At 68.3% G+C, this 16,764-nt stretch carries 15 protein-coding genes; 11 read left to right on the plus strand and 4 right to left on the minus strand.

Annotation, left to right across the window (positions count from 1 at the left end):
- Positions 1 to 24 precede the first annotated feature (24 nt).
- The 4 genes from ABIB25_RS04610 to ABIB25_RS04625 form a co-directional block, all read right to left on the minus strand.
- Positions 25 to 678, minus strand: coding sequence for a hypothetical protein (locus tag ABIB25_RS04610; RefSeq protein ID WP_354527239.1), 654 nt, complete (start codon positions 676 to 678; stop codon positions 25 to 27).
- Between the two features lie 107 nt (positions 679 to 785).
- Complete coding sequence (locus ABIB25_RS04615; protein ID WP_354527240.1) at positions 786 to 1,217, minus strand: single-stranded DNA-binding protein; 432 nt, start codon at positions 1,215 to 1,217, stop codon at positions 786 to 788.
- An 86-nt stretch (positions 1,218 to 1,303) separates the two neighbouring features.
- Entirely contained in the window at positions 1,304 to 1,714 is a 411-nt protein-coding gene (locus ABIB25_RS04620) for a hypothetical protein (protein ID WP_354527241.1), read from the minus strand.
- A gap of 42 nt (positions 1,715 to 1,756) precedes the next feature.
- Complete coding sequence (locus ABIB25_RS04625; RefSeq protein ID WP_354527242.1) at positions 1,757 to 2,164, minus strand: hypothetical protein; 408 nt, start codon at positions 2,162 to 2,164, stop codon at positions 1,757 to 1,759.
- A gap of 453 nt (positions 2,165 to 2,617) precedes the next feature.
- Between ABIB25_RS04625 and ABIB25_RS04630 the strand changes: the two genes are divergently transcribed.
- The 11 genes from ABIB25_RS04630 (at position 2,618) to ABIB25_RS04680 (ending at position 16,705) form a co-directional block, all read left to right on the plus strand.
- Positions 2,618 to 3,445 carry a hypothetical protein gene (locus ABIB25_RS04630; RefSeq protein ID WP_354527243.1) on the plus strand — a complete coding sequence of 276 codons (828 nt, stop codon included), beginning with the start codon at positions 2,618 to 2,620 and terminating at the stop codon, positions 3,443 to 3,445.
- Positions 3,442 to 4,347: a hypothetical protein gene (locus tag ABIB25_RS04635; protein ID WP_354527244.1), complete on the plus strand. Its 906-nt coding sequence runs from the start codon at positions 3,442 to 3,444 to the stop codon at positions 4,345 to 4,347. The genes ABIB25_RS04630 and ABIB25_RS04635 overlap by 4 nt, the downstream gene beginning before the upstream one ends.
- A complete protein-coding gene (locus ABIB25_RS04640) occupies positions 4,344 to 5,912 on the plus strand; it encodes a hypothetical protein (RefSeq protein ID WP_354527245.1) in 1,569 nt (522 codons plus the stop codon). Before ABIB25_RS04635 ends, ABIB25_RS04640 begins: the two co-directional genes overlap by 4 nt.
- Before the next feature lie 106 nt (positions 5,913 to 6,018).
- Entirely contained in the window at positions 6,019 to 6,384 is a 366-nt protein-coding gene (locus ABIB25_RS04645) for a hypothetical protein (RefSeq protein WP_354527246.1), read from the plus strand.
- 76 nt (positions 6,385 to 6,460) lie between these two features.
- The gene (locus ABIB25_RS04650; protein WP_354527247.1) at positions 6,461 to 7,297 is read left to right on the plus strand and encodes a hypothetical protein; all 837 of its coding nucleotides are present in this window, start codon (positions 6,461 to 6,463) and stop codon (positions 7,295 to 7,297) included.
- Complete coding sequence (locus ABIB25_RS04655) at positions 7,294 to 10,449, plus strand: hypothetical protein (protein WP_354527248.1); 3,156 nt, start codon at positions 7,294 to 7,296, stop codon at positions 10,447 to 10,449. Before ABIB25_RS04650 ends, ABIB25_RS04655 begins: the two co-directional genes overlap by 4 nt.
- Positions 10,446 to 10,631: a hypothetical protein gene (locus tag ABIB25_RS04660; RefSeq protein WP_354527249.1), complete on the plus strand. Its 186-nt coding sequence runs from the start codon at positions 10,446 to 10,448 to the stop codon at positions 10,629 to 10,631. The genes ABIB25_RS04655 and ABIB25_RS04660 overlap by 4 nt, the downstream gene beginning before the upstream one ends.
- The gene (locus ABIB25_RS04665; RefSeq protein WP_354527250.1) at positions 10,628 to 12,178 is read left to right on the plus strand and encodes an SCO6880 family protein; all 1,551 of its coding nucleotides are present in this window, start codon (positions 10,628 to 10,630) and stop codon (positions 12,176 to 12,178) included. The genes ABIB25_RS04660 and ABIB25_RS04665 overlap by 4 nt, the downstream gene beginning before the upstream one ends.
- Positions 12,178 to 13,806: a putative type IV secretion/conjugal transfer ATPase gene (locus ABIB25_RS04670; RefSeq protein ID WP_354527251.1), complete on the plus strand. Its 1,629-nt coding sequence runs from the start codon at positions 12,178 to 12,180 to the stop codon at positions 13,804 to 13,806. The genes ABIB25_RS04665 and ABIB25_RS04670 overlap by 1 nt, the downstream gene beginning before the upstream one ends.
- A complete protein-coding gene (locus ABIB25_RS04675) occupies positions 13,803 to 14,555 on the plus strand; it encodes a hypothetical protein (protein ID WP_354527252.1) in 753 nt (250 codons plus the stop codon). The genes ABIB25_RS04670 and ABIB25_RS04675 overlap by 4 nt, the downstream gene beginning before the upstream one ends.
- Positions 14,552 to 16,705, plus strand: coding sequence for a C40 family peptidase (locus ABIB25_RS04680; RefSeq protein ID WP_354527253.1), 2,154 nt, complete (start codon positions 14,552 to 14,554; stop codon positions 16,703 to 16,705). Before ABIB25_RS04675 ends, ABIB25_RS04680 begins: the two co-directional genes overlap by 4 nt.
- Positions 16,706 to 16,764 lie beyond the last annotated feature (59 nt).

Consider the following 16,764-nt stretch of genomic DNA (forward strand, 5'->3'; position numbering starts at 1 on the left):
CCGGTGGCCAGGGGGCTGGCTGATTCAGATGATGGCGGTGAGGGTGGCTTTCGCCCAGGCTGCGGCGTCGGTCGGGCCGAGCGCTGCTCCGCCGGGAAGTGCGAAGACCGCCTCGATCGGTGTGTCGGTGTCGCCGTCCGGGGTGTTCCACAGGTGGTAGTCCTCGCCGTCGCCGGCGTCAACTGCTGCGTCCCAACCGATTCCGCCGTATTGGAACTGCACTGTGGTGCACGCGTCGTATCCGCGGTTGAGCCGGACCGCGCCGTCGGGGAATTCGCGGGTGAACGCGTCGAGGTAGCCGATGAGTTCGGTGTGCACCGGAACCCACTGGCACCAGGCGCTCTGGGCCGAGAAGAGCGGGTCGGCGATCGGTGCCAGGATGCGGGCGTCGAAGGACAGCAACGTCTTTCGTCCGGGCAGCTGGTGCTTGGTGATCTCGCCCTGCGTGCCGTTCTCACCGGTGATGACGAGTATTTCGTCGCTGACCGCGCCGGCGACGGCGGTGCCCAATCCGTTGCGGCTGGCCTGTTCCAGGAGTTGGTCCAGATGCACTCGCTCGAGCAGAACCTGTTGGCGGCTGTTGTCCCACACCATGTACTGGTCGAAGTTGGTGATCAGGCACGGGACAGCTCCGGTGAGATGGCCGATGTAGGCGAACGATCGGGTGAGGGCGGTCATGGCAGGGCTCCTTGGCGCAGGTTTTTTGGTGGTGTGGCAGGAGGTGGTGGCCGGTAGCGGTGCCTGGTTGAAAAGGGTTGACCGCTACCGGCGGGGTTTTGGAGTGGTCAGCGGCCGTTGTCCCAGGGGTCGGCCGGCTCTTCGGGGTACGGGTCCTGTCCCTGGCCGTCGGTGGCGGTGCGGGTGTTCTTGGTGATGGTGACGGTGGCGTTGGCCAGGTTGGCTGCGACGTAGTCGGCGGTCAGGTCGCGGCTGGGACGCTGCTCCCCGGTGTTCTTGTCGCGGTAGAACTTGGTGGTCAGGGTGCCGGAGACGACGACGGGGGAGCCGGTGTGCAGGCAGTCGGCGATGTTGACGGCCAGCTGCCGGAAGGTGCTGACGCGGGTGGCAACGGCGGGGCCGCTGACCCATTCGCCGTTGCGGTCGGTGTATCGGTCGTTGGAGATGACAACGAACCGGGTGTAGGGGATGCCGTTGGGGGACATACCGTGCTCGGGGTCGGCGGCGAGGTGACCGGCGAAGGTGGTGTTGGCGGACATGTGCTGCTCCTTGATGGGGTGGTGGGGTTTGCGTTGACGGTTCGGGTTGGTGTTCAGGGGGTTCGAGCTACAGCCGGACTGGATGCTCAGTGGTTGCGGTGGCCGATGGTGTGGGCGGTGATCCGCTCCGCCTGGTCGGGGCGCAGTTGGAGGACGTACATGTCGCCGACCTGCTCGTCAGGGTCGACGGTGAGCACCTGCGCGACTTCGCGGGCGAGCACTTCGAAGGCCGGACGGGGTCGCCAACCGGTCGGATCGGACTCGACAACCAGCGTGGTGCAGCTGCTTCCGCTGTCGCCGGTGACGATGATGTGGGCGATCAACGTCCCTTCCCCGTAGCGGGCGGCGTTCCCGGTGCCGGGCATGGCTGTGATCGGGCCGATGACAACCGGTTCGGGACTGCCGGGCAGTGGCTGCGGTGTCTGTTCCCGGATCATCGCGGTCATGACCTGCTCGGTGTAGTCAGGGTGAACGGTGCGGTGTCGGTTACTGGCCATGTCGATAACTCCCGCAATAGGTGGGTGGGTGATTCCGTGGAATCAGTGGGATGCGTGGTGCTGGGTGTTGTCGGTGGCTGTGCGTTGCACGATGGCCGTTGCGTCGTTGATGAAGTCGGTGAACTTTGCGGCGTTGAACCGGGCGGTCGCGACTACCAGGATCCCCACGTCTAGGCGTGGCCCGAGCAAGGAAAACGATTGGCTGAAACCGCCGGAGGGGTAGAGGCGGATCTCGGTGGCGCTCAGGGTGGCGCGGTACTGCTTGCGGTCCTTGTTGTGGGTGATGCGCAGTTCCGCTGTTGCGGTGAATCCGCGGGTGTCGGGTGTGGCGTCGGGGAGCGTGAAGTACCTGGTGTGGCAGCGGTGGTCGTCGCTGGTGCGCTCCAGCACAGGGGCATTGAGGGTTGCGGCGTACAAATCGTTGACGGTGGCTTCGCTGGACTCGGTCACGGTGGTCTCCCTTGTTTGGTGGTGGCGGGTGGTCGTGGTTGCTGACCGTTTTTCTTTCCCGCTGGCAAGAGACCGAAGGTTGGGCCGTGGAAGGCGGTTCTGTCAGCCCCGGAGAACGGAGTGTGGGTTGACAGAATTGCCGCGGCCCGACAATCGGGGGCCAGCGGGGAAGAAAAGTGCTTGTTGTGGGGATGTGCCGGCGGAGCCGGCTCCGCCGAGTTGTGGGTTGTTCGGGTTTCCCTGTGGCGGGCCTTCTGTACCTGGTCGGTGCTCGGTGCGGGCGTACTCCGCGGGTTTGCGTGGTGAGTTCCTAGCTCGCAGCGTCCGCGATCACCCCTGTGACGTGAAGGTCACTGTGAGTGGGGGTGTCGGGTCCGGCGTTGCCGTGTGCGCGGCTCCTGCCGGTGATGGTCGGTGCATTGTGGTTGCGGGCGAGGGGTTGTCATGCTCGGTTTGAGCGCTTCGGAAAAGGAACTGGCCGCGGTCCGCGCGGAGCTGACCGCGTTGGCGGCGACGTGGGCCCCTTCGCTGGGGTCGCGGTTCATCTTGTGCGGCGGCCGTAAAGGCGGTGGCACGAAAACTACTGCGGCGTCGGCGATCGGGATGACCGCGGCTCCGCTGCTGGCGGGCAAGACCGTCGGAGTGGACCTGAACCCAGACGGTGGGACTTTGCTGCGTCGAGCCGGTGGGCGGTCGGCGGCGACGACGGGCCGGCTGGTGCAGCTGGCGCAAGTGGCGGCCGAGATCGGTTCACCGATCGAACTGGACCGGTACTTCGACGCGGTCGGCAGGTTTTTCATCACCCACAACGACGATGTCCCGGAGAATGTCGTTCAAGAGGTCAGTTTTGAGCAGGTCAGTCAGGTTTTCAAGCTGCTGCGTCGGTCGGTGCAGCTGACCATCGCCGACGGCGGCACGTCCAGCGGTCACCAGAGCTTCTCGGCGGCGCTGCCGCTGGCTGATCAGCTGGTACTGGCCTACGACTTGGACCCGCTGGGCCTGAAATTGGGTAAAGAGGCGACCGAGGCGCTGCAGGCACGAGGATTCGGTGACCTGGTGTCGCGGGCGACGGTGATGCTGACCGCCCGGAGCACCGCGGTACGGGTCCGCGACTACACGAAGGTGATCGACAGCTTCGGTCGACTGTGCGGGCACGTGCAGGTGGTCGAATTCGACAAGGCCGCCGCTCAGGGGGCGATCAACTGGGAGCAGCTGCGGCCGCGGACCCAGGTGGCGTTCGGCCGGCTCACCCTCGCGGCGTTGCGGGGAGCACTGGGATGAGCGACCCATTGGGTGACTGGTTCACCGACGCCGAGGTCGAAGCCATCCAGCGGCGGGAACGGGCCCGCCCGCGACGGCGTGCCGCGACCTGGACCGCGGTAGGGGTGGCCGTCGTGGCGTGCACCATCGGCGGGGTCCTGACTGTCGGTGGGCTGCACACCCCGGCGGCGCAGGCCGCCCCCACGCCGGCGAGCGTCATCTTGGCCAGCCCGGTGGTCAGTACCTCGATGGTGACCACGGTGAGCACCGCGACAGCATCACCGGCAACCACCAAAGCGACGGTGACGGTGACCGCTGCACCCAAGACCACCGCGAAGTCGACCCACCCGTCGGCGATCAAGACGACGCGGCCCACTCCGCGGCCTACTCCGCGGCCGACGCCGCGGACCACCACCGTGCCGGTCACGCACCAGCAACCATCGGTGGACACGCCCGCGCCGGTGACCACCACCTACAGCCAGCAGCAGCAGGAGCAGCCGACGACGACAACGGTCATCGCTGCGCCGCGGCCGGCACCGGTGACGGTGGCGGTGACCACCCACATCGCCGAGACCACCCCGCCGGCACCGGCACCGGCGCCGGCGCCGGCTCCTGCCCCGCAGCCGGTGACGCACGCGCCGGCCGGCCCGACGTACCTGTCGGTCGGCGGATCGGCGACGCCCAGTTCCGGGCGGCTCCAGGTCACCGCGAATGTCGAAACCGACGGTGGCCCGGTGACCGTGGTGCTCGCGGTCCGCAGCACGGCCGGAACGCAGCACGTGACGTTGGTATCCGGCGCTTCCGGGGGCGGCAGCTTCAGCGGTTCGGCCTCGGTCAGGGGCTCGGTGACCTGGTGGCTGGAGACCACTGCCGGGTCGCTGTCCAATACCTCCAGCGCCAACTCTTTGGTGGTGCCGGCATGATGGCCCGCAAAAAGGCCGACGTCGCCGCACAGTTGGACTTCCTCGGCGAGGAACCCTCCTACGCCCCGCCGCCGCCGCCGTCGCCCATCGCCGCCGAGCCGCTCGTCCGGGAGGTCTCAGGTGCGGGTCCGGCTGCGCCGGGACCGCCCGAGTCGGACGCCCCGAGACCCGTGAAGCGGTTCAGGTGGGGCGGGCGGCACGCCGACACACCGGAAGTGCAGGTCCCCGGCGTGCAGTATCCGAGCCGCCAGGAAATCGAGCGGCTGTATGAACGGGCCGGCACTCAGCTGCCGCCGTCGCCGGCGGAAACCGCCTGGGGGCAGGTGCTGGCCGAGGGTGACCTGTTCGCAGCTCTGGTGCCCGCACCCGCTGCCCCGCTCACCCCGCCCGGACCGGACGAGGCGGGGTGGAACCCATTCGTTCGGTACGGACCACCTTTCACCGGTGACCCGATCACCGCGCCGATCCCGGTGCTGGTGAAAACCACCGAGGCGCAGCAGCTTCGGGCGGGCGCGCCGGAGGCGCACGACCTCGCACCGACCAGCGACACCGCGCCGGCAACCACCACGGAATCGGACCGGCAGGTCCCGGAACCGCCGGCGTCGTCGCCGGTTGCAGCGGGTGCGGCGGCGGTGTACCCGTGGTCTTCTCCTGCGGAAGCGGGCTGGGGCGGGGTGCCGGTGGAGATGTCTGCCTGGCACCAGCGGCTCTCGCAGACCCGCCCGGCCGTTCCGGTGGCCGCGGTGCGGTTGCCCGGCGCGCCGGCCTGCCCTGTCGGTGACCTGCTGGCCTTGCGAGGGTTGGCCCGGCGCAAAGCGGCCACCCAGTTGATGTCAGCCGGGTTGCCGGCCGGTGCACGCCGCAAGGTGCTCGTCGGATCGGTGTTCGCCGGCGTGGGGGTCTCCACGGTGACGGCGCTGATCCATCAGGTGTGGGCTGACCGGCGAGTGCCGGCGCTGCTGTTGGACGGCAACCGGCAACGGTCGCCGGGGTTGGCGGCGCGGCTGGGCGATCGGATCACCCGGCGGCCGTGGGAATCGGACGTGGCGGCGTTGGCCGTGCAGATCGGGCAGAGCTGGAACGCTCCGTCCGCCGGCAGCGGCGGCGTATTGGTCGACGTCGGGCCCGGCACGACACCGGTGCCGTCGGAGTCCGATATCGGAATACTCGGCGGCGCGGCCGGTTTCGCGCCGCTGGTGCTGGTCGACGGTGGTAGCGGCGATGAGTCGATGCTGGCCCAGGCCGAGCAGATCCGTCCGGATCTGCTGGTGTTGGTGTGCCGGTTGTCGGCCGAGGAACTGCGGACGACCGCGGACTTTCTCCGCGAAGTGGCGCGGGGCGGCGCGATGAACTGCCGCCGCAACGCGGTCGTTGTCGCCGTCGGAGCTGATTCGCGGCGGACCCGCCAGGTCAAGGCAGCGCTGGCGGCCGTCGCTGATGTCTCGGCGGCGGTGGTGCCGCTGGGTTGGACCTCCGGTCTGGTCGCTCGGTCCGCCCCGGTACGACCCGGGGACGGCGGGTCCGCGGCGCTCGCATTGGCCGCGGCGGTGGTGGTGGCGACCTAAGAATTCCCCGGAACCACCTGAGACACAGGGGTTCTCATTGCACCGTGAAAATGCCGGCCGCAGCCGCGCGGCCCGGATCAGCTTTTGTCAATAAGGAGAAATGCACATGATCAACACGCTTGCTCGAATCCTGCCCGGCACCGCGCTGGCCGCGGGAACGACGACGCCGCCGCCGCCGCCTGCCACCACCCCCGCCAAGGGGCTGAACATTCCGGCGGTCGTCCCGGACTTCAACTCCCCGGGGGTGGCCGGGATGCAGCACGCGACGAACACGCTGGCGGCGTACACGATCGTCGCCGGTGTGGCGGCGATCATCATCGGCGGTCTGATGGTCGTTCTCGGGCCGCGGCTGTCCTTCTCGCAGGCCAAAGCGATGGGGATGGGCGGCATCATCGGCGGTTTCACTATCGGCGGCCTGGTCGCCCTGTCCACCACCGGTGTTTCGACCATCTACGGCTGGTTCGCCCACTGAGTCTGGGTTTTGTCGGCGGCGCGGTGTAGGTGCATCGCGGCGAGTTCGTGGTGCGCACAATCTTTGGAGGCAACGCATGTCTGATTGGTCACGGCGTCGGTTCGGGCTCCGCTCGGCGTTGACGGTCGTCGGTGTGCTGGTGGTGGCGGCGGTGTTGGTGTTCATCGGCCGGGTCACAGCTCCGGCGAGTGGAGTGGCCGGCGCGGCTGCGGCTTCGGCTGGGACGGGTGCCGGGTCGGTGCCGCCGTATCAGCAGGGGGTGCCCACCGGATCGGTCGCTCGGCCGCAGCTGCGGTCGGTGACCCCGGACGGCGGCGGCGGGTGGACGGCTCCGCCGGTCGGTGCCGGCCACGGTCCCAGGGCGGTGTCGGCGCAGGGTGTGCCGTCGGGGTATACGCAGGATTCGGCCGGAGCCGCGGTGGCGGCGGCGAATGCGGTGATCGGAGGGCTGTGGTTCAACACCACGATGTCCGACCCGTGGTCGGAGATGGGTTTTTTGGCAGCTGATCCCGCCAAGGCGCAGGGTAACGCCGAGCTGACAGCGCTGATCACTGCCGGGCAGTCGCAGGTGGCGTGGTTGCTGGGTCCTCAGTACGTGGAGGTCCTGTCCAACACGGCGGGCACGGCCGCGCCGCCCTCGACGTTCAACGCTGGGACGTTCGGCGGGGCGGTGCTGGGCGTGCGGGTCACCATGGACAGCAGCGGTGGTGTGCCGACCGCGGCGGCGCAGGTGCTGTGGGAGCAGACCGGCTACATCGGCGCGAGCCAGCCGGGTACCACCGTCGCGGTGGTCACCGTGACGTTGGTGTGGCAGGGCGACTGGAAGGTCGCCGGCTTCGATCGAGCCTCGCTGGTCGGCAAGCAGATCGGATCGGCGTTGACGACCCTGCCTGCTCCGGGCTGGCTGCTGTGAACCTGCGCCGGTCGGCGAGGGTGTTCCTGGCTCTGCTGGTCACCGTCGGGGTGACGTTGACCTGCGCTGGGTCGGCCGGTGCGGCGCAACCGGATCGGGGCAGCCCGATGGCTGCAGCGGCGGCCGCGTTGGCAGCGGACGGACCGCTCGGTGCGGGCGGCAGTTACCCGGTGACCGTTGATGTCGCCGCTTCCAAGGGTTGGCCCGCCGAGCTGATGTGGGCGATCCCGAACACCGCGCAGTACAAGGCGAAGTACCCAGCGACGGCGCGGCCTGGCTGCGGAGTTGGCACCGACGTGGCCAGTTACGAGCAGAATTTCATGGAAAACGCGGGGTCGATTTTCGGGGCGGTCGCCAAGATCACCACCCAAGGGGTGTTCGCCGACTTCACCGGCTCGACCAGCGGCGGGGGACCGGCGACAGTGCCGTTCGCCGCGTTCGACGCCTCGAAGGGTTTCGTGCTCTCGCACGACAGCACTACCTACGACCCGGGGGAGATCCAGCCGTACCTGTCCACCGCCGCGGCGGATCAGCCGGCGACGTCCCATATCGCGCCGTGCGCCAAGGATTTCAAGCCGTACGGCACCGCGAGCACGTCATCGGCGTTCGGGTTCAGTTTCTACCCGAACCCCGACCAGGCGTCGGTGGACGACTTGATCGCCAAGGGCAAGACCCTGATGCGGGCCCCGGCGAACAAGTCGGCTGCCGACTTCTGGTCCGGCGGCGCTGACTGGGAGTCCGCAGATGACTTCAAAGTCACCGACACGCAGCACTACTGCACCGACAACCTCAATCCGTTCTGCGCGACGGCGATGTTCCTGCACTGCCCGGCGAGCTTGCCGAAGGACACCACCAGCGCGGCCGCGGCGGCCATTTACAACTGCCGCATCTGGAATGAGAACATGCTGGTCCTCAACGCCATGCTGAAGGCGCAGGTGGAAGAGCAGGGCAAGGCGGCGGGTTCGGCGCTGCACGAGTGGGCGGTGCTGATGGTCGCCGGCCGGCAGCAGGCCACCGCATTGCACGTCACGATCGTGCTCGGGCTCGTCGCTCTCGGTGTGGCGGTTTTCGCCGGTTCGTTGGCCCTGGGAGCCGGCCTGTTGCTCGCTTTGGGGATCACCGCCGCCTACGCGGTCACCGTGTCAGGGAACTGGGACAAAGTCTGGGGTGTCGTGTCCTGCGCCGCCGATTTCGGCAAATGCATGGCCGAAGAGGCAGCCAAAGGTATGGCGGTGTCCACCGGGCTGGTGTCGAAGGCGGCCAAAGGTGCCAGCGAACCGGACCTGGCCACCTCGTCTGCGACATTCAATTCACTGGCGGGGATTTCGGCGGTCCTGACGATCATCCTGTTCCTGCTGGCGCTGTTGTTCGCGGCCGTCACCGGGAAGCTGGGACTGATCATTCCCGCGACGGTGGGGCTCGGGAAGTGGGGTGTGACCATCGGGGCCGGGTCCACCATTTTGACGCTGATCTTCGGATTGTCGGGGTCGGTGGCCGATTCCATCGCCGGTGCAGGTTCCTCGTCGAACGACTCGCTCGGCGGCTTGGCCGATTCGCTGTCGACCGGGGCGATGAACCTGGGCGGCGATCCCGTTCTGGGATGGTTGCTGGTCGCGTTCGTGTGCCTGGTCGGGATGGTCTCCGCGGTGATCGTTTTCGTGGTGGTGTCCATCTCCAATGAGTTCATCCCGTTGGCGATCAGTCTGATGATCCTGCAGGCGTCGGGGTTCACCGGCCCGGCAGCGTTCCAGAAGTGGATTCACCGCGGCTGGGGCATGTTGTGGATGATCATTCTGCTGCGCCCGGCGATCACCTTGATCGCGAAAAACGCCTCCAACGCTGCCAACCAGGGCACCCTGGGCGGATTCATCGGTGCGGTCTCATTGCTGCTGCTGGCGGCAGTCGCGCCGTGGCTGGTCGTGCAGATGTTCCCCGTCGTCGCCGCCGGCGGCCTGGGCGTGATGCGCGGACTGTTCTCCGCCGCGCAGGGTCTGCAGGCCGCCGGCGGCCTCGGGAAAAGTATCGGCGCTGCCGCGAAAGGCGGTGTCTCCCGGGCGACATCGCTGGCGCAGACGCTGTCCGGCAGCGCCGGCAGCAAAGTTCCCAGCCCGCCGCCGAAAGCGGCACCCGGCGGCGGCTCCGGCAGCGCGGGCAGTTCCGGCAGTTCCGGCAGTGCCGGCGCAGGCACTGGCGGGAATACCGGGCGCGGCAAGTTCGGAGGCGATTCGGCTGGGTCAAGCAGCGGAACGGGGATCGTCCCCGTGGTCGCGGCGACCCGGCCAGGAAAGTCCATGGTGGGCAATACACCCTCACCGGCGGAGGCCGGCGGAAGTGCCGGCCCCGATTCCGCGTCGACCGATGGCGGTGTCGGGCACAGCACAGCGCCGGCGGCCTTGGTCGGTGTCGGCGGCGTAGATCGTCCACCCGGACCCGACCCGGCAGCACAGTGGAGGGAACCACCAGGCGGTGCGGCTCCGCAGGTCGGCAACCCCACTGATGTCGCCTCAGCGCCTCGCGTCGCTGGCACCACCGGCGTCGGCTCGACTTCCCCAGCTGATGCCGGCAAACCCGGCGGTAAGCCGGCCGGAGCGGGCAACTACGCCCCGCAGACAGCCGGCAGAAGCCAGGCAGCCGGCGCTCCCGGTGCCAGGCCCGCCGCGTCCGGTGCTGCCTCCCCGGGCCGGCCCGCGGGCAGCTCCTCGGGGTCGGCTCCGGACGGGTCCGGCGCGGCACCGGTGCGAACGCCGGCGGCGGCAGCGGTCCCGCCGGCCGCGCTGCTGCCACCTGGTGCGGCACCTTCGGGTCAACCGCCGGCAGAGCGGCCGGGAGCGGGGACACATTCACCTGGCGGCGGTGGTGGTGATGGTGGTCCTTCCGCGCCGGCAGTGCCACCGTCAGCGGCTCCGCGTCCACCAGCAACGCCACCGGCAGCGCCAGCCCCGGCCGCGCCGGCGGGCCGGCCTGCTGCGCCGACGCCGCAGCAGCCGCCGCGGCCACCATCGGCTGCGCCGCAGCCACCGGGCAACAACCCGTCCGCGCCGCCGCGGTTCACCCCGCCGCCAGGCGGCGGGGGACGGACACCGCCCGGTCCGCCGCCGCGGCAGCCGCGCCGTCCGGACAACGGCACCACCAATCGGAATGAGGGCAAATGAGCACCCAAGCACTGTTGTACCCATGGACCATCTCGGGCGAAGCCTGCCCGGTGGTGATTGGTGCCCTCGGCGAAGGGAAGTCGTGGGTGAGTTTGGATCCGTTCAGCTCACCACGCAGGGACGCATCCGGCATCTGCACAGCGACGTCGGCGGTCGACCACGATGACGAGGAGCTCCGATGAGCGGCGATTCTGTGCCGGAGTTGCGGGTGATCTTCGGTAAGCGCCGTGATCGAGGGATCATCGCGGGACGCACGGTGGGCCAGGCTGCGTTCATCGCGCTGGCTATCGGGCTGCTGATTATCTTCGTGCGGTCTTTCCGGTCCGGTCCGCATCCGTTGTGGTGGTGGCTGGTCGCGGCGGTGTTCACCGCTCCGATCGGCTTCATCCGATTCGGTGGCCGCGCCATTTCCGAGGTAGCTCCCGCGGCGATCGCGAATGCGGTGGTCGGGCTGACCGGTCAGCGGGAGTACCGCAATGGTGTGCACCGCCGGTTGGCCTCGGACACCGCGAACACGCCGCGGACGGAACCTCGGCTGCCGGGGCCGCTGGCGAAGGTGGAGATCCTGGGTTTCACCGTCGGTGATAGCGATGTTGACGGCGGCGAGGTCGGTGTGGCGTTCGACCGCGCCGACGGGTCGGTGGTGGTGGTGATGGAGGTGACCGGTCAGACGTACCCGCTGCTGGACACGGTGTTGGCAAACTCCTACGCCGTCGGGTTCCAACGGCTACTCGATGCTCTGTCGGCGCGGCAGAACCCGATCGTGGCGATCCAGTGTCTGGAACGGATCATTCCCGACCTGGGGGAGGAAGCCGCTCGAGAGTGGAACCGGCGCGGCGGCCGCGGCTCGGAGTTCTCCCAAAATGCGAACGAATCGCTGCTGGCCTCCGAAGCCGGACGGGGCATCGTCCACGAGTCCTACATCGCCATCCGCATCAACCCTGGGAAGGCGCGGCGGCTGGTCCGCGAATCAGGCAGAGGGGACCTGGGGAAAGCGTCGGTGGCGTTCCGGTTCGGCGCGGGTGTGCGATCGGACCTGGAAGCCGCCGGGGTGAAGGTTGTCGGGTGGCTCCCGCCGCGTGGCCTGTCGGCTGTGCTGCGATCCGCATTCGACCCGTCAGCCGATGCGATGGTCGCCCGCAGGGGCGGCGGCGCGGGCGACTCCGCCGGCGGCGACGGCGGGTTGCCCTCAGGAGTTTCCCCGGCCACGGCCGGGCCGATGACGGGCCGGCCGGCGCGGACCTACTACGACCACAACAATCAGGTGTCTCGGACGTGGTGGATCGAGGAATTCCCGCGGGCGGCATCCGGAGTCATCGTCGGGTTCATGCAACCGTTGTTGCTCAACGTCCCGTGCCGTCACACCGTGTCCATTCTGTTGGAGCCGTTGGATTCTCGCGCTGCTGCCCGCCGCATCGAAGAGGCGGTCTCCACCCAGGACGCGGCGAAGAAGATCAACCAGCGGATCGGGCGGCGCAGTACTCGGGCCGCCGAGCGGGAAGTGCACGACACCGACCGGAACGAAGCGGCATTGGTGGAAGGGTTCGCGAACTTCCACGTGAAAGTGGTGGTGACGGTGACCGCCGGGTCGGTGCCGGAACTGGAGGACGCGTCGGCGCAGATCGAGGCGGCGCTGAACGGGTCGAACATGGAAGGTTCGGTGTGGACGGTGGAAACCGACCAGGCGTTCTACATCGGCGCGTTGCCCTTGGCGCGGGGGATCAGCTGATGACCGCCACAGTGAAGAAACCTGACGTTCCTACCGAGACCGGCCCGATCATCCCGATTTCCGAAGCGGTCAACCGCGCCGATCGGCGGCAGTTGGAGGCGCTGGCCGGCGGTAAGGAAAAGAAGGACCGGACCCTGGGCACAAGTACCGGGTTGACCCGGCGGCTCGGGTACATCGGGTCCGGTCCATCCGGGCGGTTCCCGGGCCGGGTGCCGTGGGAGATCTCCATTCCCAAGCACACCGAGTCCACCGAAGCGTTGCGCGGGCTGTATCCGTGGTTGTCCGGGAAGCCGCTGCCGCAGCGAGGTCCGATCTTCGGGCGGGAAGTGATCTCCGGTGGACTGTGGCACATCGACCCGTGGGAACACCGCAAACTCGGCCGCGTCGGCGACTCGGGGATCTTCATTTCCGGGGTCATCGGATCTGGTAAGTCCGCCGGCGGGAAGTGTCTGCTGATCCGGCACAACGGCTTCGGCCGGCCCTTCGTCGTGCCCGCGGACATCCGCGGTGAGTGGGTGCCGGTGGTCGAGGCGATGGACGGGCTGGTGTTGCGGCTGGGCCCGGGTATGCCCGATCGGCTCAACGCACTGGCCATGCCGCCCCGCCCGAATGTCGAAGGGATGACCGACGAGCTGTGGTGGGGCGTGGTGTTCTCCCACTGGCAGGAGCTGCTCAAATCGCTCTGCGAGACGTTGATGCCCAACCAGCGTGAACTCACCCCGGTCGAGACCACCGCCATTGAGGCGGCACTGATGGCCGCTTCCGGATACAACGAGGCGTCCGGGCAGCTGGCCCGGGTGAAGCCGATCAGCCTGCACCCGGTGGTGGAGCTGCTGCTGGCACCCACGCAGGAGATGGCCACCACCGTCCGGATGGACCGAGACCGGCTGCAGGATCAGATCCGCGACGTCGGGCTGTGTCTGCGCCGCCTCACCGAAGGGTCCATGAAAGGGCTGGTCGACGGCGTCGGCAACGCCAATCGCATCGATCTGTCCAAGCCGGCGATGTGTGTGGACATGTCCCGGGTTCAGCAGAACGACGCCGCAGTGGCCATGTCGATGGCCTGCACCCAGTCGATCATCGAACTGGCCTTCCTGTATCAGGTGCAGCAGTGGTGGATCGCCTACGACGAGGTGTGGCGGATGTCGCGGTTCGGGCCGCTGCTGCAGCGGATGAACTCCGGTCAACGACGTTCCCGCGCCACCGGTGCCGGCACGGTGTTGATCTCTCACCGGGTGACCGACTCGCTGATGGGCGGTGAGGTCGCCCAACGGGCAATGCTCGACATGATCACCGACTGTGCAACGAAGATCATCTATCGGCAGCGGGCCGATGCGATCGAGGCGACCCGCGCGATGGTGCCGATGTCCAACACGGTGGCCGCTCAGTTGCCGACACTGCCCCGTGGCCGCGCCGTCCACGTCGTCGACGGCGATGCGTACCTGGTCGATCACCTGATGGCCCCGAAACTGCGGGGCACCCCCGGCGTCGACCGACCGTGGACCGAATGGGACGTGATCGAAACCGACCAGGTACTAGATGACAGTTACCGGTCGCTGGCCTCGGTCTCGGAGTCGGCGTTGTTCGCCGATGCCTCCGGCACTGACCTGCGGGATCTGCGGACGTGAACCGCACAATCGCCGCGCTCGGCGGCTTGGTGGTCGCTGTGGCGGTGCTGGTCGGCTGCACGTGGACCAGCTCGCCGCAAACTTCGGCGGGGAAGCCAGGTGTGACCATCACACCAACGCCGCTGATCCAAACCCGGGCGGCAGTGTCGTCACCGGCCGGCAGCGCCGCTGATTCCACGGAATCAAGCAGCACCGGTGATTCCACGGAATCGCCGGGCACAACGGCGTCCACGTCGGCGGCGACCCCCGGTGGGGTGAGCATTCGAAGTCTGTCCAGTACAACTCCTGTCGCCCGTGGCGGTGTTCAGGTGCTGACCGCGGCACCGCGCCCGCCCAGGACCACCCCGAACCCTTCGGACTTCCTGTCCCCGACAGCGGTGGCGGCGGCCTACCTGGCGGCGTGGTGCTACCAACCGCTGACGAAACCGGCGAACCAGAACATCGCGCAGGTGATGCCGTGGATGACCGCGCTCGGCTGGGCGCAGGACAAGAGCCGGGGCATCACCGGGGACATGTGGGAGCAGACCGTGAAAGCCGGCCTCACATCGATCTGCGGGCCCGTGCAGGCCACGGAATCGACGGACGCGCCGACCGCCGACGGAATGCGATGGGTGTCCCTGCTCACCCGCCGCGCCTACGTCGCCGGCAACGGAAAGATCGTCGGCCAGCAGAACCTCGCACAAACCCGGCGGGTCCTTCGAGCCAGCAACGGACAGTGGTTCGTCGACATCTCGGTGAACGCCGGATGAGGACATTCAAATGGAAACTACGGCTCGCCGGGCTCGTCGCGGCCCTGGTGGTCGGACTGCTCATGCTCAGCGTCCAGGCCATGACCGGGAACACCCAGGCCACCGCCACCGCGTGCGGAGCCCAAGCCGTCGGCACCACCGCCGCGCAGCCGGCCGACGTCACCATCCCGCCGGCCGCACCCACCACGGTGCAAGCACTGCGCGGCGCGGCCTCGGCAACCCAACCCGTCCCGACCATCCCAGTCCCAACCATCGCCGGCGCGGCGGCGTTCAACCCTGATGCGGTGACGTTCACCCCGGCGGCCGGCGGAACGTTCGCCGGCGTCACCCTCACCGCGGATCAGATGAAGATGGCGCAGACCATCGTCGCGGTCGCGCAGGGAATGAAGCTGACGGTACGGGCCGCGCGGATCGCGGTGGCCGTCTCGATGCAGGAATCGACGCTCAACCCGAACGCCGTCAACCAACAGTTCGTCGGCCTGTTCCAGCAGTCGCCACCAGGTGCCGGCATCTACACCCAGTACAGCCGCACCGACCCGGCCGGGGCCGCGTGGATGTTCCTCACGCAGCTGGTCACCCGGGTCCCGGGCTATGACACCGACAGCCGCCAGGACTACCAGGTCGGCGAAGTCGTCCAGGAATCGGGCGTCGGCCAAAACGTGATCCAGTGGCAGAGCATGGCCGCAGCGCTGGTCCCTACCCTGTGGACCGGTTCCACGACCGCCGGCACCGTACTGGCCCAGCCGGCCGCCGCCACCGCGGCCGGGACTGGCGTTGCCTGCACCGCCGCCTACACGGTCTCGACCGGGAACCGCACCGGCGGTGCGACCGCAGGGTGGGACCCGGGCAACATCATCTCCGACGCCACGTTCTACAACACCGCCGCCATGACCGTCGCCCAGATCGGCGCATTCGTCACCACCCAGGACGCCGCCTGTTCCGGGACGAATCCGTGGTGTTTGAAGAACCTGAAACTGACGTATCCGGTGCAACCGGCGTCGGCGTATTGCAAACCGATCCCGGCCGGGGCTGGAGCCTCAGCGGCGCAGGCGATCTGGGATGCGGCGCAAGCGTGCGGGATCAACCCGCAGGTAATGCTGGTGAAGTTGCAAACCGAATCGCAGGGACTGGACCGCGCCGATCCGACGGAGGGTAACTACGCGGCCGCGTGGGGCTGGAACTGCCCCGACGCGGCCAACGGCTCCGCGAACTGCGACCCCGCCCATGCCGGGTTCGTCAACCAGCTGCAGGGGATGAGCAACACCTGGGCGAAACTGAAAGCGACGATCCCGCTGCACCAATGGAACTACGGGGTCGGCACCTACAACATCCTGTGGAACACCGAGAACACCGGCTGTGGCAGCGGATCGGTGAACATCGCCAACATCGCGACCGCTTCGCTGTACGTGTACACCCCGTACCAGCCGAACGCCGCGTCGCTAGCCGCCTACCCCGGTGCCGGCGACACGTGCAGCTCCTATGGCAACCGCAACTTCTTCCGCATGTTCCAGAAGTACTTCGGCGACACCGGCGGCGGCCTGGTGGCCGCCCAACCTGCCGGCGGAGCCCAACAGGTCGCGTTGACCGGCCCGGTGCAAACGGCGACCGGCGCGGCGATCGGTCCGGTCCCGGTGACGTTCAGCGGCAACTCGGTGACCATCCCGGCGAACCCGCACGTACCTGCGAACCTGGTCGGCCGGGTAATCGTGGCACCCAATGCGAAGGTCGCCTCGGCGCTGGCCGCCGGCCTGACCTGGCTGGGCACCCCCTACAGCTGGGGCGGCGGCGGAGCGGCCGGTCCGAGCCTGGGCATCTGCGGACCGAACGGAGCCGAGAACGACTGCAACATCGTCGGATTCGACTGCTCCGGTCTCACCCGGTACATCGCGGGAAAGTACGGAGTCGCGATACCGCAGATCTCCGGAGACCAGCGCGACCCGTCCAAGGCGGTCGCCTGGACCGCGGCGCAACCCGGTGACCTCGTCGGGTACTCCGGTCACGTCACCACCTTCATCGGCGTGTACGACGGCATCCGGATGCAACTGGAAGCACCCGACTCACACCACTTCATCCAGATCACCCCGGTCGGGAATGCCGAGACACCCGACAACGCCGCGTACCGATATTGGGCCGGTGTCGCCGCCGCATGACAACTGTCGTCGAACAAGTGTTCCGGTATGCATGGACAGGGCGTGGGCTGGTCGCTACA

The organism is Nakamurella sp. UYEF19 (assembly GCF_040546275.1).
GTDB lineage: Bacteria > Actinomycetota > Actinomycetes > Mycobacteriales > Nakamurellaceae > Nakamurella.